A 24783-nucleotide genomic window follows, 5' to 3' on the forward strand; every position below is an offset into this window, starting at 1 on the left:
AGCATCTTATGAATATTGTTTGTGTTGCCGCTTGTACGGCGGGGATTGCGCACACTTATATCGCCCGTGAAAAGTTAATAAAAGGCGCAAAAGCGCTTGGCCATAATATCAAAGTTGAAACCCAGGGCACCATCGGCACGGAAAACGAACTGTTGGCAGGTGATATTTCTGCCGCTGATGTCGTCATTCTGGCTGTGGATGTCAAAATAAAAGGGGAGGAACGCTTTATAAATAAACGTATTGTGCGAGTGAAAACAGAAATAGTGATAAAGTCGCCAATTCAGTTTCTTGAAAAGGTCGAAAAATCATTGGTTAATTTGAACCAGTAGCGATCCTCATTCTGGAGGGATCTCACATGAATGAAAATAAAATACCGCTATCTCAGGAAATAAAAAAACATTTGTTAACGGGAATCTCGTGGATGATCCCGTTAATTGTTGCCGCAGGGATTTGTATCGCCCTTGGGCAAATCCTCGGTGGCACAAATGTTGGTGAAAAAACCGGGACAATACCGTGGATGCTTAACCAGATTGGCGGTTGGGGGATGGGATTAATTGTTCCGCTGATTAGTGCGGCAATTGCTTACTCTATCGCCGACCGCCCCGGATTCGCGCCGGGTCTGATTGTCGGTTTTGTCTGCGGTGAAATTCATACCGGTTTTATTGGCGGGATGCTGGGCGGATTTCTTGTCGGCTACACCGTGTTGCTGCTTAAGCGTTATATCCGGTTGCCGCAGTCGATGCAGGGGTTGATGCCCATTATGGTATTGCCGGTATTGAGCACCGTGATTGGCGGCCTGTTGATGATGACGCTGATTGGCAAGCCAATTGCCTGGCTTCAGGAAGCGCTGATTCATTTGCTGGAGTCCATGCAGGGCGGATCGCGCTTTCTGATGGGCGCAATCCTCGGCGCAATGGCGACATTCGACTTTGGCGGCCCGGTGAATAAAACCATGTCACTGTTCGCCGATGGCATGCTGGTAAGTGGCGTATACGGCCCGGAAGCCGTGAAGTTTGTCGGTTCGATTATCCCGCCGTTCGGCATTACGCTCTCCTTCCTGCTGACGCGTCACAAGTACACCCGTGCTGAACGCGAAGCGCTGAAAGCGGCGTTTCCGATGGGGATTTGCATGATCACCGAAGGGGTCATTCCGATTGCGGCGCGCGACCTGCTGCGCGTGGTGGGGTCCTGTGTGGTGGCCTCCGCGGTGGCGGGCGGCCTGATTATGGTGTGGGGCGTAGAAAGTCCTGTCCCGCACGGCGGCATGTTTGTTGTCCCACTCTTCACACATCCACTGCTGTTTTGCCTGGCGTTGGGCATCGGGACAGTTATCTGTGGCGTCATGCTGTCGCTGTGGAAGAAACCAGTGACCGAGCGTGACGAAGAGTTTGACGAACTTAGCGATCAAAAACTGAAAGACGAAGATATCACCTTCACCCTGGAATAACTGGAGGCCGTATGTTTGCCGATATGAAAAGCATGGTGACGAAAGCCTGGCGTGGGCAGTACGCACTGCTGGCGATCAATTGTATGAACCTGGAAAGTGCCAGAGCTGCGGTGCGGGTTGCTGAGAAACACCGTGCGCCCATCATTCTGAATCTGTACCAGGGACATCTGGATCATTTCCCTGCCTCACTGGCGGCGGCGGTCGTTAAAGCACTAGCAGAAGAAGCCTCTGTACCTGTCGCGTTAGCACTTGACCATGGAAAGGATCCTGTACGCATTCGCCAGGCTTTCCGCGCCGGATTTAGCGGTTTGATGATCGACGCCTCTGCGTTTGCGCTGGAAGAGAATATTCGCCAGACCAGGGCAGTGGTGGAACTGGCCGCCAGCGCAAAACTTTGCGTTGAGGGGGAACTGGGCCATCTGGCCGATGCGCCGCGCTATGACCATGCGACGAACGTCGATTTGATGACTCAGGTCGCAGATGTTGCGCCGTTTATCCAGCAGACAGGTATCGACTTACTGGCCGTTTCAGTCGGAACGGCGCACGGCATGTACGCGCCTGGCATTACCCCTGCCATTGATTTCCAGCGTCTTGAGGAGATCGCCCGTATGTCGACCGTGCCGCTTGCTCTGCATGGCGGTAGCGGTACGCCGTTTGACCAGCTCCAGCGTTGCCCGGCCTTTGGCGTTGCCAAGATCAACGTTGGGGCGGCTGTCTTTGAGGCAGGAAAAGCGGCATTGCTGCATACCCTCTGTCGGGACAAATCCTGTGAACTGGTTGATGCTCTGGCGGTGATGGAGCAGGCCAGCGAGGAAGCCATAATTCCGTACCTGCAGGCCAGCGGCGCTATCGACAAAGCCTGATTCGTTTTCTGTAACGCCCTCTATGCCTCTGCGATAACGCACTGGCAGGGCTTTCTACACCCTGAAACTGGAGAATTACCATGTTAGTTTCGATGAAAGAATTACTGCAACCTACCCGTCAGCACGGTTTTGCCATTGGCGCCTTTAACGTTGCAGATAGCTGTTTTGTGCGTGCTGTGGTGGAAGAAGCGGAAGCGACCAACACACCTGCGATTATCTCCATCCACCCTAGCGAGCATGATTTCCTCGGTGATGCGTTTTTTAGCTATGTTCGTGATATCACGATGCGCAGCCCGGTACCGTTCACTCTGCATCTGGATCACGGTGCTTCGGTAGAGCATGTCCTGCGCGCAATTCAATGCGGATTTACCTCCGTGATGATTGACGGCTCGCTGCTGCCGTATGAGGAGAATGTGGCACTGACGAAGGAAGTGGTCAGACTGGCGCACGCGGTAGGTGTTTCTGTTGAAGGTGAGTTGGGAACGATTGGTCAGACCGGGACGTCAGTAGAAGGCGGTGTCTCGCAAGTTACCTATACCGATCCTGCTCAGGCAGAGGATTTTATTGCCCGTACGGGTGCCGACACGCTGGCGGTGGCGATTGGTACCGCACACGGGATCTACCCGAAAGGTATGCAGCCTGAACTGCAAATGAACATCCTGCGCGACATCGCCGGACGGCTGGATATTCCGCTGGTTCTGCACGGCGGCTCAGCGAATCCGGATGCGGAAATTGCCGAATCCGTCACGCTGGGGGTCGGAAAAATCAATATTTCCAGTGATATGAAATACGCCTATTTCCAGAAAGTCCGTGAAATCCTGGCAAAAGAGACCTGGTGGGACCCAAATGTAATCTATCCGGAAGCGATCAGCGCCGCACGAGATGTGATCCGTCACAAAATGAAACTGTTCGGCTCCACCGGAAAAGCGTCACTTTACTAACCGCATGCAGGCGGGGTGACCCGCCTCTTTCGCAACAAGGAAAAGTGGAATGAAGCGTTCTCAAATAAATTATGCCGTTGATAAAGCGCATGCCATCGCCGAGACCTTTCGGGTGTGTCTGCCTGATTTTGCCTATTTTACCGCCGATGTCTGGCGACAGCAGGATAGAGCGGAGTGGTGTGAAGTACTCGATCTCAGGTTGGGCTGGGATATTACCGACTTTGGTCGCGGGGATTTTTCGCAAACGGGGCTGACGTTGTTGACGTTGCGCAATGGCTTGCTGGGTTCAGCCAACTACCCCAAACCGTATGCCGAAAAGATGCTGCAAATTCAGCAGGATCAGCAAACTCCGTGGCATTTTCATACGCATAAAATGGAAGATATCGTGAATCGCGGCGGTGGTGATTTATGCATGCAGCTGGCGTGGGCTACGCCCGATGCACAGTACGACGGTCAGCGAATAGTTGATGTCAGCGTGGATGGTCAACGGCGTACTTTCAAGCCCGGCGACACTCTGGTGCTGAAGCCGGGGCAGAGTGTCTGCCTGCCGCCGCGTTTGTACCATCGCTTCTGGGCTGAGAAAGCGTTTGTGCTGGGTTGGGAAATTTCGATGGTGAATGACGACCTGCAGGATAACCACTTCCTTGAGCCAGGCGGGCGCTTCCCGGCGATAGCTGAGGATGAGCCAGTAAAATGGTTGTTATGCAGTGAATATGATGGTTTACGGGAATAGCCCGTCACCGGATGGTGGCTTGGTCTTATTCGGCTGGCAAGGAGGCAAAATCGCAGGCCCGGTAAGCGCAAACGCCACCGGGCAATCTGGTTTTATTGCGCTGGCGACGGGGACGTGACTTCCCCGCCAGACACGACGCCTGCCTGCATGGTTTGCGTCATCTGTTGTTGTTGCGCATTCACCGCATGCAACTGACCGTTCACTGTTGGCTTCAACGGTGCATCTGCCAGAATGTTACCGCTGGCGATAAGCTGGATGTTGCCGTCACCGGAAAGCGGCAGTGCAGGCCAACCCCACTGTTGCAGGATAGTCATTGGTACACCGCGCCCGTTCAGGCTGACTTTTGTCTGGCGCTGTGGTAGCTGCGAGATGCTGGCGGTGGCTTCCAGCAGCCCTTTCTCGGTATACGCGCTTAGCTCGCTGATGTTAACCGTGCTGCTGTTCGCTGTGAGTGCCAGCGAAGGACGGCGAACGTCGGTGCGGTTGAATGTAGCAGCAGCGGCATTGAGCGTGGCATTACCGCTCCAGATCCCCCATTGATTGTTTTGCACCAGCCCCAGGTTAGCGCCGTAGCCATCCAGCGCGGTAAGTTGCCACGGGAACGCTGGATCGATATCAATCACGAGGTTACGGCTGGCGCTGAATTTCTTCAGGGTCAGGCTGTTCAACCAGGCTGGCAGCGGTTTCATCCACTGTTGCTTCCAGTTTTCCGGAAGCGTGTATTCCAGCCCGGCAATCGCGGCATCGTCGAGGATCAGCGCTTTGTTGTTGCGCAGCCAGTTGCCGGACGTTCTGACCATGCCGCCTTCCCAGCGGGTTGTGAACTGGCGAAGTGCAATGCCTTGCGGTGAGAACTCGGCGTTCAGAATAGGATCGTAGAAGTGCAGTGAACCGTAGATGAACTCACTGGCGTTCATCGACAGTTTACCTTCCTGTGTCTGCCAGTCGTCCTTGCTGAAGGTCATGTTGCGCAAGCTAAGGTCGAGATCCGTTACCGCCCAGTCAGGGCCCTGCAGACGGGCATCCGTCACCTCAAGGCGACCTATTTGCAGAGAAGGAATGGTGGTTAACGGCGCGAAAAAATCGGCCAGTGATTTATCGCTCTGTAGTCGGATATCATTCAGACGCAGATTCTCCACTACCCAACTGCCGTCGGCATTCCGCTGTGCCACACCGGTTAATGCACCGCGTGCTACATCTGCACCAATGTTGCTTAACGTCACCCGTTCATGGTCGATACTGCCTTCAATCAGCACGTTAGTGGTGGGAACATCGTTCAGCGTCAACGAGCTGGCGCTGAGCTGGATTTGCGCCTTGTTGCCGAGAATTTTACCTGCCTCAGGACTCCAGGGGATAACGCCACCGTTCACGCGCTGGGCGCTCAGGTTCCACGCACTGCCGGGGCTGTTAAGCGCCATATCCTGCAATTGCAGGCGATCGGCCTGAAATGGAAGCGGCGCAGTTTGCTGGGAAAGATTGAGCGTACCGTTTTGCAAAAGAATGGTGTCAACGTGCAATGGATCGGTGATTTGACGGCTACTCAGCCCAATATCGACCATTTTTGCGACCAGAGTGGAAGGCTGCCCGTCCCGGCCAAAGGTGACGTTTTCCAACAGAATGTGGGAGGGTGCGGAAAACCGGTGATCGATGGCATCAAAAGTCAGGTGGTAGCTGCTATTCTCCGATACCCAGGCGCTGACATGCTCTGCGCCCCAGCGGGTTTGCAGTAGAAAATAAAGGCCGAGGATCACCACTGCAAAAGCGATCAGCACGTAAAGAAGCAGCTTTCCAATAAATTTCATGGTCTTCCATCCCGCGAAGTGCACATAGTCAAGTTATGCACGATTTATGCGCAATGCTCAAGGCGGGAATGGTGAAAGAGCGTTACAGCAGCGTTGATTCTGAATCAACGCCGCACTTCGCTTAGGCTTTCTCTGGCGGGAAAATCAGGTTCAGGACGATAGCGGTAATACCGCCAGCGGCAATGCCGGAGGAGAGTAAGTTTTTCACCCAGTCAGGAGCAAACTGCAGGATCAGCGGCTGCTGGGAGACGCCAAGACCGACAGCCAGCGACAACGCGATAATCAGAATGGCGCGGCGATTCAACGGCTCGCGTGAAACAATGCGTACCCCGGATGCTGCAATGGTACCAAACATGACCAGCGTAGCGCCGCCCAAAACGGGTTCTGGAATGTGCTGCACAAAACCACTTACCGCCGGGAACAGGCCCAGTGCGATCAGCATCAGCGCGACTACAAAGCCGACATAGCGGCTGGCGACGCCGGTTAACTGGATGACCCCGTTGTTCTGCCCAAAGCAGGAGTTCGGGAAGGTGTTGAATACGGCGGAGACAAATGAGTTCAGACCGTTAGCCAGTACGCCACCTTTCAGACGCTTCATATACAGCGGGCCGGAGACGGGTTGTTCGGAGACATCGGACGTGGCCGTAATATCACCGATGGTTTCCAGCGAAGTGATCATAAAGACCAGCATCAGCGGCAGCAGTAGGTTCCAGTCGATACCCAGACCATAGTACAGCGGTGTTGGCACCATGATGAGGTCCTGGCTTACCGGTGCGGTATTTTGCGGCAGCATGTCCATAAACCAGGCCAGCAGGTAGCCCGCGGCCATCGCAATCACCAGTGACGCAACGCGCAGGTATGGGTTGCGCTGGCGATTCAGAATGATAATGAGTGCCAGTACGACACCTGCCAGCATCAAATTCTTCGGTGCGCCAAAGGTGTTATCACTCATCGCCGCGTAGCCGCCACCAATCGATGTCAGGCCGACCTGAATCAGCGACAAGCCGATGATCATCACCACCACGCCTGAGACCAGCGGGGTAATAATACGGCGCGCCAGATGCAGTACACGAGAGATAACCATTTCAGTGCAGCTTGCCAGCATTAACGTGCCAAACAGCGCAGCCATCATAGTAGGGACATCGGCACCACCGGTTTTCAGCGCCGTGCCGCCCATAATCAGCGGCGCAACAAAGTTAAAGCTGGTGCCCTGAATGGATAACAGCCCCGAGCCAACTGGCCCCCAGGCTTTAATCTGAATGATGGAAGCTACGCCGGATGCGAACAGCGACATACTGATAATGTGTTGAGTATCCTGAGCCGGTAAACCGAGCGCCTGGCAGATGAGCAGGGCAGGCGTGATAACCGCGACGAACATCGCCAGCAGGTGCTGACAGGCGGCAAACAGGGTCTGGGCTAGCGGAGGGCGATCTTCAAGACGGTAAATCAGTTCACTGTTGTGAGTCTGCGCAACCGGTTGCGCATTTGCTGACTCTACGGCGTTAACGGACATCAGAGGCAATCCCATGGTGGAAAAGCGGTGATTTTATCTGACCATGGCGTAAAAGCAAACGTTTGCCAGTAACTATTGCTAATATTTAAAACGGATAAACAAACATTTTTATATAACTTTTCATCATTTTCTGCTTAAAATCCACCCCGATAACTCATTAAGAGCTAAAAATCGATCTGGAATGCATCGTGCGTGACTGTGCTAAACGCACTAATGGAGCTGTATATGTTTTACCTCGATACTTTATCAACACTGGTTGCTGCAACCCTGGTGTTGCTGCTGGGGCGCAAGCTCGTCCAGTCTGTTCCCTTCCTGAAGAAATACACCATTCCCGAACCTGTAGCGGGTGGATTGCTGGTGGCGATCGCGCTGTTGGTACTGAAAAAAAGTATGGGCTGGGAAGTCAATTTTGATATGACGCTGCGCGATCCGCTGATGCTGGCGTTCTTTGCGACTATCGGCCTGAACGCCAATATCGCCAGCCTGCGAGCCGGTGGGCGCGTGGTGGGAATATTTCTGATTGTGGTGGTAGGTTTGCTATTGATGCAGAACGCCATTGGTATTGGGATGGCAAGTCTGCTCGGCCTTGACCCGCTGATGGGGCTGATTGCCGGTTCGATAACGCTCTCTGGCGGCCACGGCACCGGAGCTGCGTGGAGCAAACTGTTTATTGAACGCTATGGTTTCACCAATGCCACCGAAGTGGCGATGGCGTGCGCAACGTTTGGCCTGGTGTTGGGCGGACTGATTGGTGGTCCGGTGGCGCGCTATCTGGTAAAGCACTCCACGACGCCGGACGGTATGCCGGACGATCAGGCGGTTCCGACCGCGTTTGAAAAACCGGATGTCGGGCGCATAATCACCTCTCTGGTGCTGATTGAAACCATCGCGCTGATTGCTATCTGTCTGACGGTCGGAAAAATCGTTGCGCAATTGCTGGTGGGAACGGTACTGGAACTTCCGACTTTTGTTTGCGTGCTGTTTGTGGGGGTGATCCTCAGCAATGGCCTGGCGTTAATGGGCTTTTATCGGGTATTTGAGCGTGCGGTTTCGGTGTTGGGTAACGTTAGCCTGTCGCTATTCCTCGCGATGGCGTTGATGAGCCTGAAACTGTGGGAGCTGGCTTCACTGGCACTGCCGATGCTGGCTATCCTCGTTGTACAGACCATTTTCATGGCGCTGTACGCTGTATTCGTGACCTGGCGCATGATGGGTAAGAACTATGATGCAGCGGTGCTGGCGGCAGGACACTGTGGTTTTGGTCTTGGCGCGACGCCGACGGCGATTGCTAATATGCAGGCAATTACTGAGCGTTTTGGTCCGTCGCATATGGCATTTTTGGTGGTGCCAATGGTGGGGGCGTTCTTTATCGATATTGTCAACGCGCTGGTGATTAAGCTGTATCTACTGTTGCCGATTTTTGCGCAATAAAGGCTGTGCGGCGGTGTGATAACCGCCGCCGCTATTGATCTTGATCTGTTATGCGTTGGAGTAGCGCTCTGTTTCCGGCATCCAGCGCTCTATCAGCGCCATCGCCTGTTGTGGATAACGTTCATGAATGTGACGGGCAATGCGCTGAACTTCCGGAATAATCGCCTGATCGCGCAGCAAATCCGCCACTTTGAATTCTGCAGTTCCGGTCTGACGCGTACCTAACAATTCGCCCGGGCCGCGGATCTCCAAATCTTTTTGCGCAATAACGAATCCGTCGTTGCTGTCCCGCAACACTTGCAGACGCTTCTGAGCAGTTTTTGAAAGCGGCGATTTGTAGAGCAGCACACAGTGAGAGGCCACCGCGCCACGGCCTACGCGGCCACGAAGCTGGTGCAACTGGGCCAGGCCTAAGCGCTCCGGGTTTTCGATAATCATCAGGCTGGCGTTTGGCACGTCCACGCCAACTTCAATCACCGTGGTGGCGACCAGCAGATGCAGTTCACCCTGTTTGAAGGCGGCCATCACCGATTGTTTCTCTGCGGGTTTCATTCGCCCATGTACCAGGCCAATATTGAGTTCTGGCAGGGCGAGTTTAAGTTCTTCCCACGTGGCTTCCGCAGCCTGTGCTTCCAGTAAATCAGACTCTTCAATGAGCGTGCAGACCCAGTATGCCTGACGCCCTTCGTGAGTGCAGGCGTTACGCACGCGGTCAATAATGTCGCTGCGACGGGTATCCGGGATGGCGACAGTAGTGACTGGTGTACGGCCCGGAGGCAGTTCGTCAATCACCGAGGTATCGAGATCGGCATAGGCGGTCATTGCCAGCGTACGGGGGATCGGGGTAGCGGTCATGATCAACTGGTGCGGGTGAAAACCCTGCTGTTGACCTTTTTCCCACAGCGCCAAACGCTGGTGAACGCCAAAGCGGTGTTGTTCGTCGATGATAACCAGCGCCAGACCGTTGAACTGCACCTGCTCCTGGAAAATCGCATGAGTGCCGACAATCATCTGCACCTGTCCGCTGGCGATAGCTTCCTGTTGCGCAAGACGCGCTTTACCTTTCTGCTTACCCGCCAGCCAGCCCACCTCAACACCCAATGGCGCAAACCAGTTACGGAAGTTATTCGCGTGCTGTTCAGCCAGAAGTTCGGTTGGTGCCATGAGCGCTACCTGCTTGCCATGTGCGATAGCCCTTAGCGCCGCGAGTGCGGCGACAAGAGTTTTACCGGAACCGACATCGCCCTGAACCAGACGCATCATCGGGACATCCAGCGCCATGTCGCGTTCGATCTCAGCCACTACGCGAGCCTGTGCGCCGGTAGGTTTAAATGGCAGCGCGGCCAGTAGTTGGTTTTTCAGGGTATCATTGGCACTGAGAGGCTGAGCATGAAAGCGCTGAGCGCCTGCGCGTAATGCCAGCATGCTGAGGTTATGCGCTAGTAGCTCTTCAAGGATCAGACGTCGCTGCGCCGGGTGTTGCCCGGTTTCAAGGTCGCTGAGCTGTAGTGATGGCGGCGGGCGGTGCAGCGTGCGTAAAGCTTCTGGCAGGCTCATCAAACCCTGTAATAAATCTGGCGGCAGCAGTTCGGCAATGGCACAGGTATCAAGCAAATCCAGAGCCTGATCGGTCAGTTTGCGCAGTGTTGCCTGTTTTACACCTTCAGTGGTCGGATAAACAGGCGTGAGTGTTTCCTGGAGTTCCGGTGTGCTGAGATCTCCCTGCACGCGATATTCCGGGTGGATCATCTCTGCGCCGTATTTCCCGCGCCTGGCTTCGCCATAGGCCAGCACCCGTCTTCCTGTCGCAAGGCTGTTTTTCATTGCTGCGCTGAAGTTGAAAAAGCGCATTGTCAGAATGCCGGAGCCATCGCTTATCTGGCAGGTCATCATTCGGCGGCCGCCAAAGGTGATGTTGCAGTTCAGCACTTCGCCTTCTACGGTCGCATATACGCCAGGCAGCAGTTCGCCAATTGGATACAGATGCGTGCGGTCTTCGTAGCGCAGGGGAAGGTGTAAGAGAAGATCCTGCACGGTGTGCAGGCCGATTTTCGCCAGTTTACTGCTTTGCGCTGCGCCAACGCCCGTCAGAGAGTTGAGTGGAATAGCATCCAGTAAACGGCCTTTCATCGCGTTTATCTCGCAGATTGCATAGTGGCCCACCACGTTGCATCGGCTTCAATTTCGCCCTGCGAATTGACGTGGGGATAGGGAAGACCTTTGCGCTTAGCAACGTTTGCCAGCACCGGATAGCCGCCTTCAAACAGCAACCGCTGCTGTTCATCTTCCGGCAGCATGCTGTTCTCTCGCAGGTACATCCCGGCGTTTTGTCGCTGGCGCTGTGCTTCGTACAGAATAAGCGCGGAGGCGACTGAGACATTCAGCGACTGTACCATGCCGGTCATAGGAATGATGATGTCCTGATCCGCCAGAGCCAGCGCTTCCTGAGTAATACCGGTTTTCTCCTGACCCATCAGGATGCAGGTAGGACGCGTGTAATCAATCTCGCGGAAATCGACGGCTTTATCAGAGAGGTGCGTCGCCAGAACCTGCATGCCCTGGCTTTTTAAATGCGTTACCGCATCGCCAATCGTGCGGTGGGTCTTAACCTGTACCCAACTGTTGCTACCTGCGGCAGAAGAGGCCATGGTGCGCATACGGCTCCCTGGCCAAACAGCGTGAACTTCATGTACGCCGACTGCATCTGCGGTTCGAATGATCGCAGAAACGTTATGAGGTTTATGGACCTGCTCCATGCAGACGGTCAGATCAGGCTGACGCCTGGCGAGCATCTCGCAGATTCGAGCATAACGTTGTTTATTCATAAAACTAGTTTCGGTTACGGGTGACTTTTATCACGTCCGGCATAACACGGATTTTGCGCATGATATTTGCCAGGTGCACACGATCGCGTGCGGTCAGGCGAATAAAGGCGCTGTAGACGCGACCATCTTTCTCTTCGGTATTCAGACTCTGAATATTAGAGGTGGTTGTGTTGATTGCCGCCGTCAGGTTAGCCAGTGCACCCTGGTGGTTAAACATGTCCACCTTAATTTCGGTGATGAATTCCTGCTCTGTCTCTTTATCCCATTCCACCGCCATAAACTTCTCTGGCTCTTTCTGGTAGCCACGGATGTTACGGCAGGATTCATGGTGGATAACCAGACCTTTACCCGGGCTGACGTGGGCAATGATCGGATCGCCAGGAATCGGGCGACAGCATTTCGCGAAGGTAATCAGCACGCCATCTGCGCCTTTAATTGGCAGATGCCCATGACCGGATTGTGCGGGAGCGTTCGCCGGTACTTCACCTTGCTGAAGGTTTTTTGCCACCACAACGCTCATGGCGTTCCCCAGCCCGATTTCCGCTAACAGATCGTCAAGCGTGGCGAGCTTCATACGCTCAAGCTCACGCTGGATACTTTCTTGCGGGATCTCAGCCAGCTTACGGCTACCGCCTAAGGCATGGTTGAGCAGACGACGCCCAAGACTGACGGAATCATCGCGTTTGAGGTTTTTCAGCAACTGGCGAATTTTGGCGCGTGCTTTCGAACTGACAACAAAGTTAAGCCACGCCGCATTGGGACGTGCGCCCGGTGCAGTGATGATTTCAACGGTCTGACCGCTAAAGAGCGGCTGTGAAAGCGGGTATGGCTGCCTGTCGACGCGCGCGCCGACGCAGGCATGGCCGATATCGGTGTGTACCGCGTAGGCGAAGTCGACAGGCGTTGCACCGGCAGGCAGTTCAACAATGCGCCCTTCCGGTGTGAAAACATAAATCTCATCCGGGAAGAGATCAGATTTGACGCTTTCAATAAATTCAAATGAGCTACCGGCGCTCTGCTGCAGTTCCAACAGGCTCTGCATCCAGCGCTGGGCGCGGATTTGTGCCGTTGTGCTGGTTTCGCCGTGCTCTTTGTACGCCCAGTGTGCAGCAACCCCCATCTCCGCCATTTGGTCCATGTCTTCAGTACGAATTTGTACTTCGACTGGAACACCGTGCGGGCCGATCATTGAGGTGTGTAAAGACTGATATCCGTTCGCTTTCGGAATCGCAATATAATCTTTTACTCGGCCAGGACGTGGTTTATACAGGCTGTGCATCTGCCCGAGTACGCGATAGCAGGTATCAGAGTCATGGACGATAACGCGGAATGCGTAGATATCCATGATTGAGTGAAAACGCTGCTCTTTGAGTACCATCTTGCAGTAGATAGAGTACAGGTGTTTCTCGCGACCACTTACGCGGCACGGAATGCCTGCCTCCTGTAAACGTCCTTCGATTTCAGAGAGGATTTTTTGAATCATCTCTTTGCGGTTGCCGCGAGCGGCTTTAACCACTTCTTTAATCACGCGGTAGCGGTTCGGGTATAGCGCTTCAAAACCCAGCTCTTCCAGCTCGGTTTTAATGTGATGAATACCTAAACGGTGTGCCAGCGGACTGTAGATTTCGAGGGTTTCACGGGCGATGCGGCGACGCTTATCCGGGCGTAATGAGCCCAGCGTGCGCATATTGTGGGTACGGTCGGCAAGTTTGATGAGAATGACGCGGATATCCTGCACCATCGCCATAATCATCTTGCGAAAGTTTTCGGCCTGCGCCTCTTTCTTATCGCGAAACTTAAGCTTATCAAGCTTTGATACCCCTTCTACCAGCTCAGCAACGCTTTTACCAAAAAGCTGTTCCATGTCCTGGTAGGTGGCAGGAGTATCTTCAATCACGTCATGTAGCAGCGCGGCCATTAGCGTTTCATAGTCGAGTTTCATCTCGGCCAGAATGCAGGCCACCGCAACCGGGTGCGTGATATAGGGTTCACCGCTTGAACGTGTCTGGCCCTCGTGAGCGTCACGTGCAACGAGATACGCCTGCCGAAGACGCTTAATCTGGTCTTCCGGCAGGTAGTTTTGAATCAGTTGATTCAGGCTTTCAAACAGATACAAGGGCGACCCGCTTTGTGATTAACGACGACCTTCAGCAATAGCGGTAACGGCTTGTAATTCAGCGGCTTCCTGCTCTTGCTGTTCCTGACGCTCACGCACGTCAAGGATCTGGTTGTTGATCAGACCTTCTTCGATTTCGCGCAGCGCGATTACAGTAGTTTTATCGTTTTCTTCCGGTACGAGCGGATCCTTTCCGCCTACCTGCATCTGACGAGCGCGACGCGCGGCGACCAGTACCAGGTCAAAACGGTTACCAATTTTCTCTACAGCGTCCTGAACAGTTACGCGTGCCATACTTAAAATGCTCCACAGGTGAAGAAATGACTGGGCATGATACTGAATGTGAGTTCAGTCTGCCAACAGTTTGCTGATTAAAGCGTCATGACGCTGCTTTTGGCGGCTCATGCGCAGACGTTCGGCGCGAATGATAGTTTTCAAATCGCCCAGGGCAGTATCGAAATCATCATTCACAATAAGATAATCATATTCGGCGTAATGGCTCATTTCTGCAACAGCTTGCGCCATACGTTTTGCGATGACTTCTTCGCTATCCTGACCACGACCGCGCAGGCGGCGGTCCAGCTCGATCTTAGAGGGCGGCAAAATAAAAATACTGCGCGCATGCGGCATTTTTTCACGAATTTGCTGCGCACCTTGCCAGTCGATATCTAAAAAGACATCTACACCCGATGCCAGCACTTGCTCAATTGCCTCACGCGAGGTGCCATAATAATTGCCAAATACCTCAGCGTGTTCCAGGAACGCATCTCTGCCAATCATGCTTCTGAATTCATCATGGTTTACGAAGTAATAGTGTTCACCATGCACCTCCCCGGGACGCGGTGCGCGGGTAGTGTGCGAAACAGAAACCTGGGTGTCATACAACGGTTGGGTCTTTAATAAAGCCTGAATCAGGCTGGATTTACCCGCGCCACTGGGGGCAGAAACAATATAAAGCGTGCCTTGAGCCATGAGTATCTTATGTATGTGATTGTCGAAAGAGAGCCTACATACGGGCTTATTATACACGTAGCCGCTATACGACGTAGCCCTTGTCACACTTTTTGCGCATGATTATTGCGTTTTGTATACCTTTTTCCTTTTTTACCGGGGATTTGCTGCAATAAACAAAAATGTCTGGAAAGCGGTTCGCAGGATGATCTTTTGCCACTCTGTTTCGCTGACGCTTCGCGCTATACCTGCCGGGCAACGTAATGTTTAGCGGAGGTGGTGATGAGGTTATGGAAATGCGTAGCACTGGTTTTACTGGTATGGCATTTTCCGGCATGGACAGTATGTCCTGTCTGGTCGCCTGCCCGGGCAAACGCGGAAATATCACGGCTACAGCAGCAAATGGCTCAATGGAATGATAGCTACTGGAAACAAGGCATCAGTGCTGTAGATGATAGTGTCTATGACCAGCTTGATGCGCAATTGGCCCAATGGCACCGCTGTTTTAGCGATGATTCACATGCAGACCAGTCAGTTCCACCAATTAGTGGAACGATATCGCACCCAGTCCCCCACACGGGGGTACGTAAGCTTGCAGATAAGCGATCTGTACAACAATGGATGCGTACTCGTGGCGATCTCTGGGTACAGCCGAAGGTGGACGGAGTGGCGGTTACGCTGGTCTATCGGGATGGTAATCTGGTCAGGGCAATTAGTCGCGGTAATGGGCTGAAAGGAGAAGACTGGACGAACAAAGTTCGCCAGATCCCTTCCGTGCCAAAAATGACCAAAGGCCAGCTGGCTAACAGTACGTTGCAGGGTGAGATTTTTTTGCCGCAGGACGGTCATATCCAACAAAAGAGTGGCGGAATGAATGCCCGCTCTAAGGTGGCTGGGATGATGATGCGCAAGGATAATCCAGAGTTGTTGCGATCTTTAGCCATTTTTATCTGGGCCTGGCCCGATGGTCCGGTGAACATGCCGGACAGACTGCGACAGCTTGCTGATGCAGGTTTCAGTTTGACTCGGCAATTTACCCAGCCTGTTAAAAATGCCGATGAGGTTGAGCGTGCCCGTACACACTGGTGGACCTCGGGATTGCCTTTTGTGACCGATGGTGTTGTGGTACGAACGGGAAAGGAGCCAGAAGCACGAAACTGGTTACCTGGCCAGGGAGACTGGCTGGTGGCCTGGAAATATCCTCCGGTTGCCCGGGTATCCGAGGTGACGGGGATTCAATTCTCTGTCGGCAAGAGTGGGCAAATTGCCGTAGTCGCCTTGTTGGCTCCGGTTATGCTGGATGATAAACGAGTGCAGCGCGTCAATATTGGCTCTGTTCGCCGGTGGAATGAATGGGATATCGCACCTGGCGATCATCTCCTTGTCAGTCTGGCCGGACAGGGGATTCCCCGCATAGACGATGTGGTCTGGCGCAGTACCCAGCGGACTAAACCCGCTCCTCCAAAAGGTCATTTCAATTCATTAACCTGTTTTTATGCAACGCCGGAATGCCAGCAACAATTTGTTGCCAGGCTGGTCTGGCTGAGTGCAAAAGAGGCGTTGAATTTTGACGGCCTCGGTGAGGCAGGGTGGCGGGAACTCCATCATGCGCATCGCTTTGAACATATCTTTTCCTGGCTCGCCTTAACCCAGGAACAGCTACAGTCCACGCTTGGAGTCCGTAAAGGCGAGAAGTTATGGCATCAGTTTAACCTGTCGCGTCAGCATCCTTTTACTCGCTGGATAGTTGCTATGGGAATACCGTTAACACAGGTGACACTGGATGCCAGTCGTGACCGATCATGGCGGCAACTACAGGAACGCGATGAAAAAAGCTGGCGGCAGCTTCCGTCGATGGGGGGGCGCCGTACCCGACAGTTAATTCAGTGGCTGGAGAATCAGAAAGTAAAAGCGCTGAGCAACTGGTTAGCAGCTCAGCGTATTACGGGCTTTACGCCTTAATGACCTTCATGGCGATAATAAAATACCGGCAGCCCTAACTTCAGGCGCAGCGCCAATAATCGGGCGGTAAAACCAAATAGCAGGGTAGAGATAACCACTACATCGTGGCTGGAGACATAATGTTGCAGCACAATGTAAAGCACGGCGGCGGCAAATGACACACCGGCATACAGCTCTTTCTGGAACACTAACGGAATGCGTTTGCAGAACATGTCTCGTAGGACGCCACCAAAGACACCGGTGGTGACGGCGGCGACAACGGCAATAATCGGTCCGTGCCCCATATCGAGCGCCACCTGAGCGCCAATAATAGAGAAAACTACGAGACCCAGAGCATCCAGCACCAGGAATATTTTGCGCAGGTAGGGCATGACGGGAGCAATAATCGTGGTCAGTACAGCGGCGGTTGCCACGATAATGACGTACTCAGGGTGTTTGACCCAGCCGAGCGGATAGTGACCGAGAAGAATATCGCGTACGGACCCGCCGCCAATGGCAGTCGCGGTGGCAATGATAATTACGCCAAATGTATCCATACGACGACGGTCTGCCGCAAGCGCACCTGTCATAGCTTCAGCGGTAATACCAATTAAATATAAAACGTGTAGCAGCATGCCTTCCCCCCTGATTTGCTGGGGCTAAGGTTAACGATTTGTGCGCAATGTCACGATTGAGATTTTCTAAGGCGAAGTGATTTTAATAAAAATAGCTAATGCGAATTTATTGGAAATGCCAGAGATAACGGACTTTTGATCGTTAATTAGGATAATAATTGATGAGAAAATATAATCCAATTAGAGCAAAGAATAGCTGACAAAAGAGAATTACACGTAGCGCCACCGTTTATCGACACGCTACGTGTAAGGGAACTTACTCGATATTCTGAATCTGTTCGCGCATTTGCTCGATCAATACTTTCAGTTCAATCGCGGAGTTAGTGACTTCAGCATTGATGGATTTAGATGCCAGAGTGTTCGACTCACGGTTAAATTCCTGCATCATGAAGTCCAGACGGCGACCGACCGCTTCTTTTTTCTTCAGGATGTTGTAGGTTTCTTTAACGTGGGCTTCGAGACGATCCAATTCTTCTGCCACATCAATACGCTGTGCCATCAGCACTAACTCTTGTTCAAGGCGGTTATTTTCCAGCTGCACCTGTGCATCTTCCAGCTTGGCAACCAGACGATCGCGCTGCCATTGCAGAATTTCCGGCATGTGCGCGCGGACCTTCGCCACTTCGGTGCTGACGCCTTCCAGACGCTGTTCGATCAGTGTTTTCAGCGCCTGGCCTTCGGTTTCACGCGCGACAATAAAGTCATCCAGCGTACCGTCAAGTGCGGCAAGGATTTCGGCGGCAATAGCGTCCAGATCTTGCTCCTGGGCAGCCATTACACCCGGCCAACGCAGGATATCAACCGGATTAATTTCACCTTCATCGCTCTGCATTTTGACCCAGTTTGCGGCGGTAACGAGCTGTTTAGCGAGCTTCTCATTCAGAATCAGCTCACCTTGCGCGCTGGCGTCAGGCTCAAAACGCAGTGTGCATTCGATTTTACCGCGCGTCAGACGTGAGCGGATACGTTCGCGTACAACAGGTTCAAGGCTACGGAACTGCTCCGGCAGGCGAAAATAGGTTTCCAGATAACGCTGGTTTACCGAGCGCATTTCCCAGGTGGCGCTACCCCATTCACCCTTGATTTCACGCCGGGCGTAGGCGGTCATGCTGCGGATCATAGACGTTCCTGTTTTTAAAGATGAGATGGGAGGATTATAGCCATCCACGTCTTGTCAGGATAGGAATAACCGTCGGAAGTCCGTATAATGCGCAGCCACATTCGTTTCAAGTCGGAGATTTTATCATGCGTCCAGCCGGTCGTAGTGCCAATCAGGTGCGTCCTGTCACCCTGACCCGTAATTATACAAAACACGCTGAAGGCTCCGTACTGGTCGAATTTGGTGATACTAAAGTGCTGTGCACTGCCTCTATTGATGAAGGCGTTCCGCGTTTTCTGAAAGGCCAGGGCCAGGGCTGGATCACCGCCGAATACGGCATGCTGCCTCGCGCCACTCATACCCGTAACGCACGTGAAGCGGCGAAGGGTAAACAAGGTGGCCGTACCATGGAAATACAGCGTCTGATTGCACGTGCGCTGCGTGCAGCCGTTGACCTGAAGACTCTCGGCGAATTTACTATTACCCTGGATTGCGATGTTATTCAGGCAGATGGTGGCACGCGAACCGCATCGATTACAGGTGCTTGTGTTGCGCTGGCTGACGCGCTAAACAAGCTGGTGGCGAGCGGTAAACTGAAAACCAACCCAATGAAAGGGATGGTCGCTGCGGTCTCAGTAGGTATTGTTAATGGCGAAGCGCTCTGTGACCTGGAGTATGTTGAAGACTCTGCGGCAGAAACCGATATGAACGTGGTGATGACTGAAGATGGTCGCATTATCGAAGTGCAGGGTACTGCAGAAGGTGAACCGTTCAGCCATGAAGAACTACTCACCCTACTGGCGTTGGCCAGAGGGGGGATCGAATCCATTGTAGCGACGCAGAAGGCGGCGTTAGAAAATTGATTTTAAGGGCGACGTAGTCGCCCTTTTTTTTGTCTGCAGATTTCGTAAATGATGAAAGTGAAAAGAGGAGCGAATCCATGAAACCATATCAGCGCCAGTTTATTGAGTTTGCGCTTGGCAAGCAGGTACTAAAGTTTGGCGAGTTTACGCTGAAATCCGGGCGCAAGAGCCCCTATTTCTTCAACGCCGGGCTGTTTAATACCGGGCGCGATCTGGCACTGTTAGGTCGTTTTTATGCTGAAGCGCTTGTGGATTCCGGTATTGATTTTGATCTGCTGTTTGGCCCCGCATACAAAGGGATTCCTATTGCCACTACCACGGCCGTTGCGCTGGCGGAACACCACGAAAAAGATTTGCCGTACTGCTTTAACCGTAAAGAGGCGAAAACCCACGGCGAGGGTGGAACCCTGGTAGGCAGTGCACTACGGGGCCGAGTGATGTTGGTGGATGATGTGATCACCGCCGGTACAGCGATTCGCGAGTCGATGGAGATAATCCAGGCCAATGGTGCGACGCTGGCTGGGGTACTGATTTCTCTTGATCGCCAGGAACGTGGTCGTGGTGAGATTTCTGCAATCCAGGAAGTAGAGCGTGACTATGGCTGCAAGGTGATTTCAATTATTACCCTGAAAGACCTGATTGCGTATCTGGAAGAGAAGCCTGAAATGGCGGAACACCTGGCCGCTGTGCGGGCGTATCGCGAAGAGTTTGGGGTTTAATCGCCGGCGGCGCTGCGCTTACCTGGCCTACAAAGCAGTAGGCCGGATAAGGCAACGCCGCAGTCTGGCTAAGACGTTATTGCAGTTGAGCAACCAGTAGCGGCCAGCGGGTGTCAAAATCGTCCGTTGGACGGTATTTAAATTCGCTACGCACGAAGCGAGACAGCATACCTTCGCAGAAAGCCAGTAACTGGCTGGCCAGCAGCGTTTCATCCACAGCGTAACCTTCGCCCTCACGCATTCTTTTTTCTCGCAGAACCTGGCGCAATTGCGCCTCAATGCGCTCAAAAAGCTGGTTAATACGACCTTGCAGGCGGTCTTGCTCAAACATGAGCGCGTGTCCGGTCAGAATACGCGTCAGGCCGGGATTTCGTTCACCAAAACCTAAAATCAGCAGTACGATCAGACGCAGACGTGCGCTTGTGTCTTTTTCATCTTTTAAAATCAAATTGATACGGGTAATCAGACTATCTTCGATAAACTCAATCAGGCTATCGAACATGCGGGTCTTGCTGGGAAAATGGCGATACAATGCCGCTTCGGAAACGCCAACAGAGGCCGCCAGTTTTGCTGTCGTGATGCGTTGGCTTCCATCGCTGGATTCAAGCATCAGCGCCAGAGACTGAAGTATTTCTTCGCGACGATTCCTTTTCGCAGTTTGCTTTTCTACCATGTTACAAAATACCCCTGAAAATAAGCACTTGCCAGGCAGGCATCCACACAGCGACCGCAAACTGCTGTTTGCGGTTTGTTATTGCGTTATTGCGCTGTGGGATACTTCTCTACGGGTTACTTGCGCCCGGAATGGCCGAAGCCACCTTCGCCACGATCGGTGGCTTCAAACTCTTCCACCAGATTAAATTCAGCCTGCACGACTGGTACAAAGATCATTTGTGCAATGCGTTCACCAGGCTCAATAGTGAAGCTATCCTGACCACGGTTCCAGATGGACACCATCAGTTGTCCCTGGTAGTCGGAATCAATCAGACCGACCAGATTGCCCAGCACAATGCCGTGCTTATGACCCAGTCCGGAGCGCGGTAACATCACTGCCGCCAGCGAGGGATCGGCGATATGAATGGCTAATCCGGTCGGTACCAGTGTCGTTGCACCAGGTGCCAGCTCTACGGCGTCATCCAGACAGGCGCGCAGGTCAAGTCCAGCAGAACCAGAAGTTGCGTACGTCGGGAGTGGGAATTGTTGCCCTACGCGCGGGTCCAGAATCTTAACGTCGATTTTTTTCATCATAACGGGTCACGATCTCGTCGAGTAATAATTGGCCCAGGAGTTCTTTGCGCTCAAGCGGTAAGACTTTATCTCCATCCTGCCAGAAAAGGTGTAATGCATTGCTGTCGCTGTTAAACCCTTGAGTAGACAGTGAAACATCGTTTGCACAGATCATATCAAGGTTTTTACGAATACGTTTTTGCCGGGCGTATTCTTCCACATTATTCGTTTCTGCGGCAAATCCAACGACAAAAGGACGATTAGCATCCAGTGCGGCAACGCCAGCGATAATATCCGGGTTTTTGACCATTTTTACTGTTAATTCATCACCCTGCGTGGCCTGCTTTTTGATTTTTTCACTGGCGACGGTTTCTGCCCGGTAATCAGCAACTGCGGCGCAGCCGATAAAAATATGCTGCTGTTGTGCCGTAGATTGTACGGCGGCCTCCATTTCCAGCGCTGTCATCACATCTATGCGCTGTACAAAGGGGGGGGTTGATAGCGTAACGGGACCCGATACCAGCGTGACGTTTGCACCACGCTTTGCCGCTGCTGCTGCGATGGCAAATCCCATTTTCCCTGAACTGTGGTTGGAAATATAACGTACAGGATCAAGTGGTTCACGTGTCGGGCCAGCCGTAATCATGATGTTGAGATGTTGCAGATCGTTGACAGATGAGAAATGTTCAGCAGCCATATCGACAATCGTTAACGGATCCAGCATGCGCCCAGGGCCGACATCGCCACATGCCTGGCTGCCGCTGTCTGGCCCCCAGATGAGTAATCCACGTGAGGCGAGAATCCCCAGATTGTGTTGCGTAGCAGCGGCACGGTACATCTGTTGGTTCATGGCGGGCAGAACGGCAACAGGCGCTGGTGTTGCCAGACAGATCGTTGAAACCAGATCGTTAGCCATGCCTGCGGCGACGCGTGCAATCAGATCTGCCGTAGCGGGGGCAAGAATAACCAAATCAGCCCATTTTCCCAGTTCAATATGGCCCATCGCGGCTTCTGCTGCGGGGTCAAGCAGGCTATCGGAAACGGGATAGCCCGAAACCGCCTGTAAGCTCAGGGGAGTAATAAACGCTTTTGCCGCCTCGGTCATTGCCACGCGGACGTCTGCGCCACGCTCCCGTAAACGACGCACCAGCTCAGGGGTTTTGTATGCAGCAATGCCGCCACTGACGCCAAGTACGATTTTTTTACCGGCCAGGCTCATCATGATCTTTCCTGTTGGGTTACACCAGAAGGCGGATATTTTATCACAATCCACCATTTGTCGTGCTTTTGAGCGCGATCCACTTTGCGAGGCGCTACGAAGAAGTGAGAACTGAGCGTCGATTCGTTGTTGGCGTTATGCCACCATGCTGACGCCAAAGGAGGGAGGCATGAAAAATACAGGATGTTTGATGCCCCGGGAAAAGATGATGAAGCTGGGAGTCCGTTCTCTTACGGATGTTGAGCTACTGGCGCTCTTTTTACGCACCGGATTACGCGGTACTGATGTACTCACGCTGGCGAAAGAAATGCTTCAGCATTTTGATTCGCTTTATGGCCTTTTGTCCGCAGATTACATGGAGTTTAGCCACGTCCAGGGTATTGGCGTGGCGAAGTATGCGCAACTCAAGGGGATTGCCGAACTGGCGAGGCGCTACTACAACGTGCGTGTGATTGAGGAAAGGGCGCTACTTAGCCCGGAAATGACGAGAGAATTTCTGCAAAGTCAGCTTGCGGAAGAGGAGCGGGAGATCTTTCTGGTGATCTTTATGGATGCTCAGCATCGCGTAATTAAACACAGCAAACTTTTTTCCGGTACGCTTAGCCACGTAGAGGTGCATCCGCGAGAGATTGTCCGTGAGGCGATAAAAATGAATGCGTCAGCGGTGATCCTTGCACATAATCACCCTTCGGGGTGTGCAGAGCCGAGCAAAGCAGATAAACTCATCACCGAGCGTGTGGTGAAATGCTGTCAGTTCATGGATATCCGGGTGATTGATCATCTTGTAATTGGGCGTGGAGAGTACGTTTCTTTTGCGGAACGTGGTTGGATTTAGCGCACTTTACGCGATCCATCGGGATCTTTGTCTGTTCGGGACTTGAGCACATCGCTGACTCAGCGTATACTACGCCACCTTTGAGAATCTCGGGTTTGGCATTTGGGCCTGGCAATCGAGAGTTCGCGAATACATGAGATCATTCATTCGGCGTCCAATGATGATGCAGTATGAACGATTAAGTGTATTGAACTGCGATAACCGGGCTGAGAAGCCTGACGAGGCGCCAATACCCCATACGAAGCTCGAGCTAATTTGATTTTTGGAGAATAGACATGTCCCGAGTCTGCCAAGTTACTGGCAAGCGTCCGGTGACCGGTAACAACCGTTCCCACGCACTGAACGCGACTAAACGCCGTTTCCTGCCTAACCTGCACTCTCACCGTTTTTGGGTTGAGAGCGAGAAGCGTTTTGTCACCCTGCGTGTATCTGCTAAAGGTATGCGTGTAATTGATAAGAAAGGCATCGAAACAGTTCTGTCTGAACTGCGTGCCCGTGGCGAAAAGTACTAAGTACTAAGAGGAAATAAATCATGGCTAAAGGTATTCGTGAGAAAATCAAGCTGGTTTCTTCTGCTGGTACTGGTCACTTCTATACCACTACGAAGAACAAACGTACTAAGCCGGAAAAACTGGAACTGAAAAAATTCGATCCAGTTGTCCGTCAGCACGTTCTGTACAAAGAAGCTAAAATCAAATAATTTTAGTTTCGATGTCACGAAAAACCTCGCCTCGGCGGGGTTTTTTGTTTTCTGGCCGTCCCCATATTAATAAAACCTGATATACAGCCGGAGATGCTATGCCTGAATTACCTGAAGTCGAAACCAGTCGCCGTGGTATTGAACCTCATCTGGTAGGGGCAACGATTCTGTATGCCAATGTTCGGAATGGTCGTTTGCGCTGGCCGGTATCAGAGGAAATTTATCGTCTTAGTGATAAACCCGTCATTAGCGTACAGCGCCGTGCGAAATATCTGTTGCTGGAGCTACCGGATGGCTGGATTATCATTCATCTGGGCATGTCAGGCAGCCTGCGTATCCTCCCTGAAGAGCTTCCGGCAGAAAAACATGACCATGTCGATTTAGTGATGAGTAATGGCAAAGTCCTGCGTTACACCGATCCTCGTCGTTTTGGTGCCTGGCTGTGGACAAAAGAGCTGGAAGGACACAATGTTCTCGCACATCTTGGTCCCGAGCCTCTGAGCGATGATTTCAACGCCGATTATCTCCAGCACAAATGTGCGAAGAAGAAAACGGCGATTAAACCCTGGCTGATGGATAACAAGTTGGTGGTGGGCGTGGGTAATATCTATGCCAGTGAGTCGCTCTTTGCGGCTGGCATCCATCCTGACCGTCTGGCATCGTCACTGTCAAAAGCCGAGTGTGAATTGCTGGTGCGCGTTATCAAAGCGGTTTTACTGCGCTCTATCGAGCAGGGCGGGACGACGCTGAAGGATTTCCTGCAAAGCGACGGTAAGCCGGGCTATTTTGCACAAGAATTGCAAGTCTATGGGCGCGAAGGTGAGCCCTGCCGCGCATGTGGTGCACCCGTTGTCGCCACTAAACATGCCCAGCGGACGACGTTCTATTGTCGCAGCTGTCAGAAATAAAGTTCATCAGCAAGC

General features: G+C 52.8%; 25 protein-coding genes. 13 read left to right on the top strand and 12 right to left on the bottom strand.

All coding sequences use genetic code 11. From position 1 onward, the window contains the following. The first annotated feature begins 8 nt into the window (after positions 1-8). From LG384_RS17945 to LG384_RS17965, 5 genes are all read left to right on the top strand, one after another. Complete coding sequence (locus LG384_RS17945; RefSeq protein ID WP_045448856.1) at positions 9-329, top strand: PTS fructose transporter subunit IIB; 321 nt, start codon at positions 9-11, stop codon at positions 327-329. A 26-nt stretch (positions 330-355) separates the two neighbouring features. Then, positions 356-1447 carry a PTS fructose transporter subunit IIC gene (locus tag LG384_RS17950; protein ID WP_045448853.1) on the top strand — a complete coding sequence of 364 codons (1092 nt, stop codon included), beginning with the start codon at positions 356-358 and terminating at the stop codon, positions 1445-1447. Positions 1448-1458: 11 nt separating this feature from the next. After that, positions 1459-2310: a class II fructose-bisphosphate aldolase gene (locus LG384_RS17955; RefSeq protein ID WP_048223133.1), complete on the top strand. Its 852-nt coding sequence runs from the start codon at positions 1459-1461 to the stop codon at positions 2308-2310. Between the two features lie 80 nt (positions 2311-2390). Then, positions 2391-3251, top strand: a complete 861-nt coding sequence (locus tag LG384_RS17960; protein WP_048223132.1) for a ketose-bisphosphate aldolase — start codon at positions 2391-2393, stop codon at positions 3249-3251. 49 nt (positions 3252-3300) lie between these two features. Next, complete coding sequence (locus LG384_RS17965; RefSeq protein WP_045448848.1) at positions 3301-3984, top strand: D-lyxose/D-mannose family sugar isomerase; 684 nt, start codon at positions 3301-3303, stop codon at positions 3982-3984. A 92-nt stretch (positions 3985-4076) separates the two neighbouring features. Here the strand turns inward: LG384_RS17965 and LG384_RS17970 are convergent, their stop codons facing one another. Together LG384_RS17970 and xanP are read right to left on the bottom strand one after the other, a co-directional pair. Then, positions 4077-5786, bottom strand: coding sequence for an AsmA family protein (locus tag LG384_RS17970; RefSeq protein ID WP_045448846.1), 1710 nt, complete (start codon positions 5784-5786; stop codon positions 4077-4079). 121 nt (positions 5787-5907) lie between these two features. Continuing rightward, on the bottom strand, positions 5908-7299 hold the full coding sequence (gene xanP / locus LG384_RS17975) for a xanthine/proton symporter XanP (protein ID WP_045448845.1): 1392 nt from the start codon (positions 7297-7299) through the stop codon (positions 5908-5910). Between the two features lie 225 nt (positions 7300-7524). On the opposite strand from xanP, the gene gltS reads away from it, so the two are divergent. Further along, positions 7525-8730, top strand: coding sequence for a sodium/glutamate symporter (gltS, locus tag LG384_RS17980; RefSeq protein WP_045448843.1), 1206 nt, complete (start codon positions 7525-7527; stop codon positions 8728-8730). 48 nt (positions 8731-8778) lie between these two features. Here gltS and recG read toward each other — a convergent pair whose 3' ends face one another. Genes recG through gmk form a run of 5 tightly spaced genes read right to left on the bottom strand, consistent with a single transcriptional unit; the run spans position 8779 to position 14643 of the window. Continuing rightward, positions 8779-10860 carry an ATP-dependent DNA helicase RecG gene (recG, locus tag LG384_RS17985; RefSeq protein ID WP_200011223.1) on the bottom strand — a complete coding sequence of 694 codons (2082 nt, stop codon included), beginning with the start codon at positions 10858-10860 and terminating at the stop codon, positions 8779-8781. Between the two features lie 5 nt (positions 10861-10865). After that, positions 10866-11555: a tRNA (guanosine(18)-2'-O)-methyltransferase TrmH gene (gene trmH, locus LG384_RS17990; protein WP_045448840.1), complete on the bottom strand. Its 690-nt coding sequence runs from the start codon at positions 11553-11555 to the stop codon at positions 10866-10868. 4 nt (positions 11556-11559) lie between these two features. After that, positions 11560-13671 (bottom strand): bifunctional GTP diphosphokinase/guanosine-3',5'-bis pyrophosphate 3'-pyrophosphohydrolase, encoded by a 2112-nt coding sequence (gene spoT, locus LG384_RS17995; RefSeq protein ID WP_048223122.1) that lies wholly within the window; start codon positions 13669-13671, stop codon positions 11560-11562. An 18-nt stretch (positions 13672-13689) separates the two neighbouring features. Beyond that, complete coding sequence (rpoZ, locus tag LG384_RS18000) at positions 13690-13965, bottom strand: DNA-directed RNA polymerase subunit omega (RefSeq protein ID WP_000135058.1); 276 nt, start codon at positions 13963-13965, stop codon at positions 13690-13692. Positions 13966-14019: 54 nt separating this feature from the next. Continuing rightward, complete coding sequence (gene gmk / locus LG384_RS18005; RefSeq protein WP_048223121.1) at positions 14020-14643, bottom strand: guanylate kinase; 624 nt, start codon at positions 14641-14643, stop codon at positions 14020-14022. Between the two features lie 261 nt (positions 14644-14904). Here gmk and ligB point away from each other — a divergent pair, with 261 nt between their 5' ends. Continuing rightward, on the top strand, positions 14905-16584 hold the full coding sequence (gene ligB / locus LG384_RS18010; RefSeq protein WP_225761340.1) for an NAD-dependent DNA ligase LigB: 1680 nt from the start codon (positions 14905-14907) through the stop codon (positions 16582-16584). Here ligB and LG384_RS18015 read toward each other — a convergent pair. Both LG384_RS18015 and LG384_RS18020 read right to left on the bottom strand, forming a co-directional pair. Then, a complete protein-coding gene (locus tag LG384_RS18015) occupies positions 16581-17198 on the bottom strand; it encodes a trimeric intracellular cation channel family protein (protein WP_225761341.1) in 618 nt (205 codons plus the stop codon). The genes ligB and LG384_RS18015 overlap by 4 nt on opposite strands. A 256-nt stretch (positions 17199-17454) precedes the next feature. Then, entirely contained in the window at positions 17455-18318 is an 864-nt protein-coding gene (locus LG384_RS18020) for a YicC/YloC family endoribonuclease (RefSeq protein ID WP_045448832.1), read from the bottom strand. A 125-nt stretch (positions 18319-18443) separates the two neighbouring features. Between LG384_RS18020 and rph the strand changes: the two genes are divergently transcribed. Together rph and pyrE are read left to right on the top strand one after the other, a co-directional pair. Then, the gene (rph, locus tag LG384_RS18025; RefSeq protein ID WP_003024054.1) at positions 18444-19160 is read left to right on the top strand and encodes a ribonuclease PH; all 717 of its coding nucleotides are present in this window, start codon (positions 18444-18446) and stop codon (positions 19158-19160) included. A gap of 77 nt (positions 19161-19237) precedes the next feature. Further along, complete coding sequence (gene pyrE, locus LG384_RS18030) at positions 19238-19879, top strand: orotate phosphoribosyltransferase (RefSeq protein ID WP_225761342.1); 642 nt, start codon at positions 19238-19240, stop codon at positions 19877-19879. Between the two features lie 76 nt (positions 19880-19955). Here pyrE and slmA read toward each other — a convergent pair whose 3' ends face one another. The 3 genes from slmA to coaBC form a co-directional block, all read right to left on the bottom strand. After that, positions 19956-20552 carry a nucleoid occlusion factor SlmA gene (gene slmA / locus LG384_RS18035; RefSeq protein WP_045448829.1) on the bottom strand — a complete coding sequence of 199 codons (597 nt, stop codon included), beginning with the start codon at positions 20550-20552 and terminating at the stop codon, positions 19956-19958. A gap of 116 nt (positions 20553-20668) precedes the next feature. Further along, entirely contained in the window at positions 20669-21127 is a 459-nt protein-coding gene (gene dut / locus LG384_RS18040; protein ID WP_045448827.1) for a dUTP diphosphatase, read from the bottom strand. Beyond that, positions 21105-22325 carry a bifunctional phosphopantothenoylcysteine decarboxylase/phosphopantothenate--cysteine ligase CoaBC gene (coaBC, locus tag LG384_RS18045; RefSeq protein WP_136345383.1) on the bottom strand — a complete coding sequence of 407 codons (1221 nt, stop codon included), beginning with the start codon at positions 22323-22325 and terminating at the stop codon, positions 21105-21107. The genes dut and coaBC overlap by 23 nt, the downstream gene beginning before the upstream one ends. A 169-nt stretch (positions 22326-22494) precedes the next feature. Between coaBC and radC the strand changes: the two genes are divergently transcribed. The 4 genes from radC (at position 22495) to mutM (ending at position 24768) form a co-directional block, all read left to right on the top strand. After that, entirely contained in the window at positions 22495-23160 is a 666-nt protein-coding gene (gene radC, locus LG384_RS18050; protein WP_045448824.1) for a DNA repair protein RadC, read from the top strand. Positions 23161-23435: 275 nt separating this feature from the next. After that, positions 23436-23672 carry a 50S ribosomal protein L28 gene (rpmB, locus tag LG384_RS18055; protein ID WP_003024071.1) on the top strand — a complete coding sequence of 79 codons (237 nt, stop codon included), beginning with the start codon at positions 23436-23438 and terminating at the stop codon, positions 23670-23672. A 20-nt stretch (positions 23673-23692) separates the two neighbouring features. Beyond that, the gene (gene rpmG / locus LG384_RS18060; protein WP_003024094.1) at positions 23693-23860 is read left to right on the top strand and encodes a 50S ribosomal protein L33; all 168 of its coding nucleotides are present in this window, start codon (positions 23693-23695) and stop codon (positions 23858-23860) included. Positions 23861-23958: 98 nt separating this feature from the next. Then, positions 23959-24768 (top strand): bifunctional DNA-formamidopyrimidine glycosylase/DNA-(apurinic or apyrimidinic site) lyase, encoded by an 810-nt coding sequence (mutM, locus tag LG384_RS18065; RefSeq protein WP_225761343.1) that lies wholly within the window; start codon positions 23959-23961, stop codon positions 24766-24768. Positions 24769-24783 lie beyond the last annotated feature (15 nt).

Source organism: Citrobacter sp. Marseille-Q3906, assembly GCF_916618775.1.
Classification (GTDB): domain Bacteria; phylum Pseudomonadota; class Gammaproteobacteria; order Enterobacterales; family Enterobacteriaceae; genus Citrobacter; species Citrobacter murliniae.

Coding starts and splice junctions, on each gene's coding strand:
- LG384_RS17945 (WP_045448856.1), top strand. CDS start 9: ATGAATATTGTTTGTGTTGCCGCTTGTACGGCGGGGATTGCGCACACT.
- LG384_RS17950 (WP_045448853.1), top strand. CDS start 356: ATGAATGAAAATAAAATACCGCTATCTCAGGAAATAAAAAAACATTTG.
- LG384_RS17955 (WP_048223133.1), top strand. CDS start 1,459: ATGTTTGCCGATATGAAAAGCATGGTGACGAAAGCCTGGCGTGGGCAG.
- LG384_RS17960 (WP_048223132.1), top strand. CDS start 2,391: ATGTTAGTTTCGATGAAAGAATTACTGCAACCTACCCGTCAGCACGGT.
- LG384_RS17965 (WP_045448848.1), top strand. CDS start 3,301: ATGAAGCGTTCTCAAATAAATTATGCCGTTGATAAAGCGCATGCCATC.
- LG384_RS17970 (WP_045448846.1), bottom strand. CDS start 5,786: ATGAAATTTATTGGAAAGCTGCTTCTTTACGTGCTGATCGCTTTTGCA.
- xanP (WP_045448845.1), bottom strand. CDS start 7,299: ATGTCCGTTAACGCCGTAGAGTCAGCAAATGCGCAACCGGTTGCGCAG.
- gltS (WP_045448843.1), top strand. CDS start 7,525: ATGTTTTACCTCGATACTTTATCAACACTGGTTGCTGCAACCCTGGTG.
- recG (WP_200011223.1), bottom strand. CDS start 10,860: ATGAAAGGCCGTTTACTGGATGCTATTCCACTCAACTCTCTGACGGGC.
- trmH (WP_045448840.1), bottom strand. CDS start 11,555: ATGAATAAACAACGTTATGCTCGAATCTGCGAGATGCTCGCCAGGCGT.
- rpoZ (WP_000135058.1), bottom strand. CDS start 13,965: ATGGCACGCGTAACTGTTCAGGACGCTGTAGAGAAAATTGGTAACCGT.
- gmk (WP_048223121.1), bottom strand. CDS start 14,643: ATGGCTCAAGGCACGCTTTATATTGTTTCTGCCCCCAGTGGCGCGGGT.
- ligB (WP_225761340.1), top strand. CDS start 14,905: ATGAGGTTATGGAAATGCGTAGCACTGGTTTTACTGGTATGGCATTTT.
- LG384_RS18015 (WP_225761341.1), bottom strand. CDS start 17,198: ATGCTGCTACACGTTTTATATTTAATTGGTATTACCGCTGAAGCTATG.
- LG384_RS18020 (WP_045448832.1), bottom strand. CDS start 18,318: ATGATCCGCAGCATGACCGCCTACGCCCGGCGTGAAATCAAGGGTGAA.
- rph (WP_003024054.1), top strand. CDS start 18,444: ATGCGTCCAGCCGGTCGTAGTGCCAATCAGGTGCGTCCTGTCACCCTG.
- pyrE (WP_225761342.1), top strand. CDS start 19,238: ATGAAACCATATCAGCGCCAGTTTATTGAGTTTGCGCTTGGCAAGCAG.
- slmA (WP_045448829.1), bottom strand. CDS start 20,552: ATGGTAGAAAAGCAAACTGCGAAAAGGAATCGTCGCGAAGAAATACTT.
- dut (WP_045448827.1), bottom strand. CDS start 21,127: ATGATGAAAAAAATCGACGTTAAGATTCTGGACCCGCGCGTAGGGCAA.
- coaBC (WP_136345383.1), bottom strand. CDS start 22,325: ATGAGCCTGGCCGGTAAAAAAATCGTACTTGGCGTCAGTGGCGGCATT.
- radC (WP_045448824.1), top strand. CDS start 22,495: ATGAAAAATACAGGATGTTTGATGCCCCGGGAAAAGATGATGAAGCTG.
- rpmB (WP_003024071.1), top strand. CDS start 23,436: ATGTCCCGAGTCTGCCAAGTTACTGGCAAGCGTCCGGTGACCGGTAAC.
- rpmG (WP_003024094.1), top strand. CDS start 23,693: ATGGCTAAAGGTATTCGTGAGAAAATCAAGCTGGTTTCTTCTGCTGGT.
- mutM (WP_225761343.1), top strand. CDS start 23,959: ATGCCTGAATTACCTGAAGTCGAAACCAGTCGCCGTGGTATTGAACCT.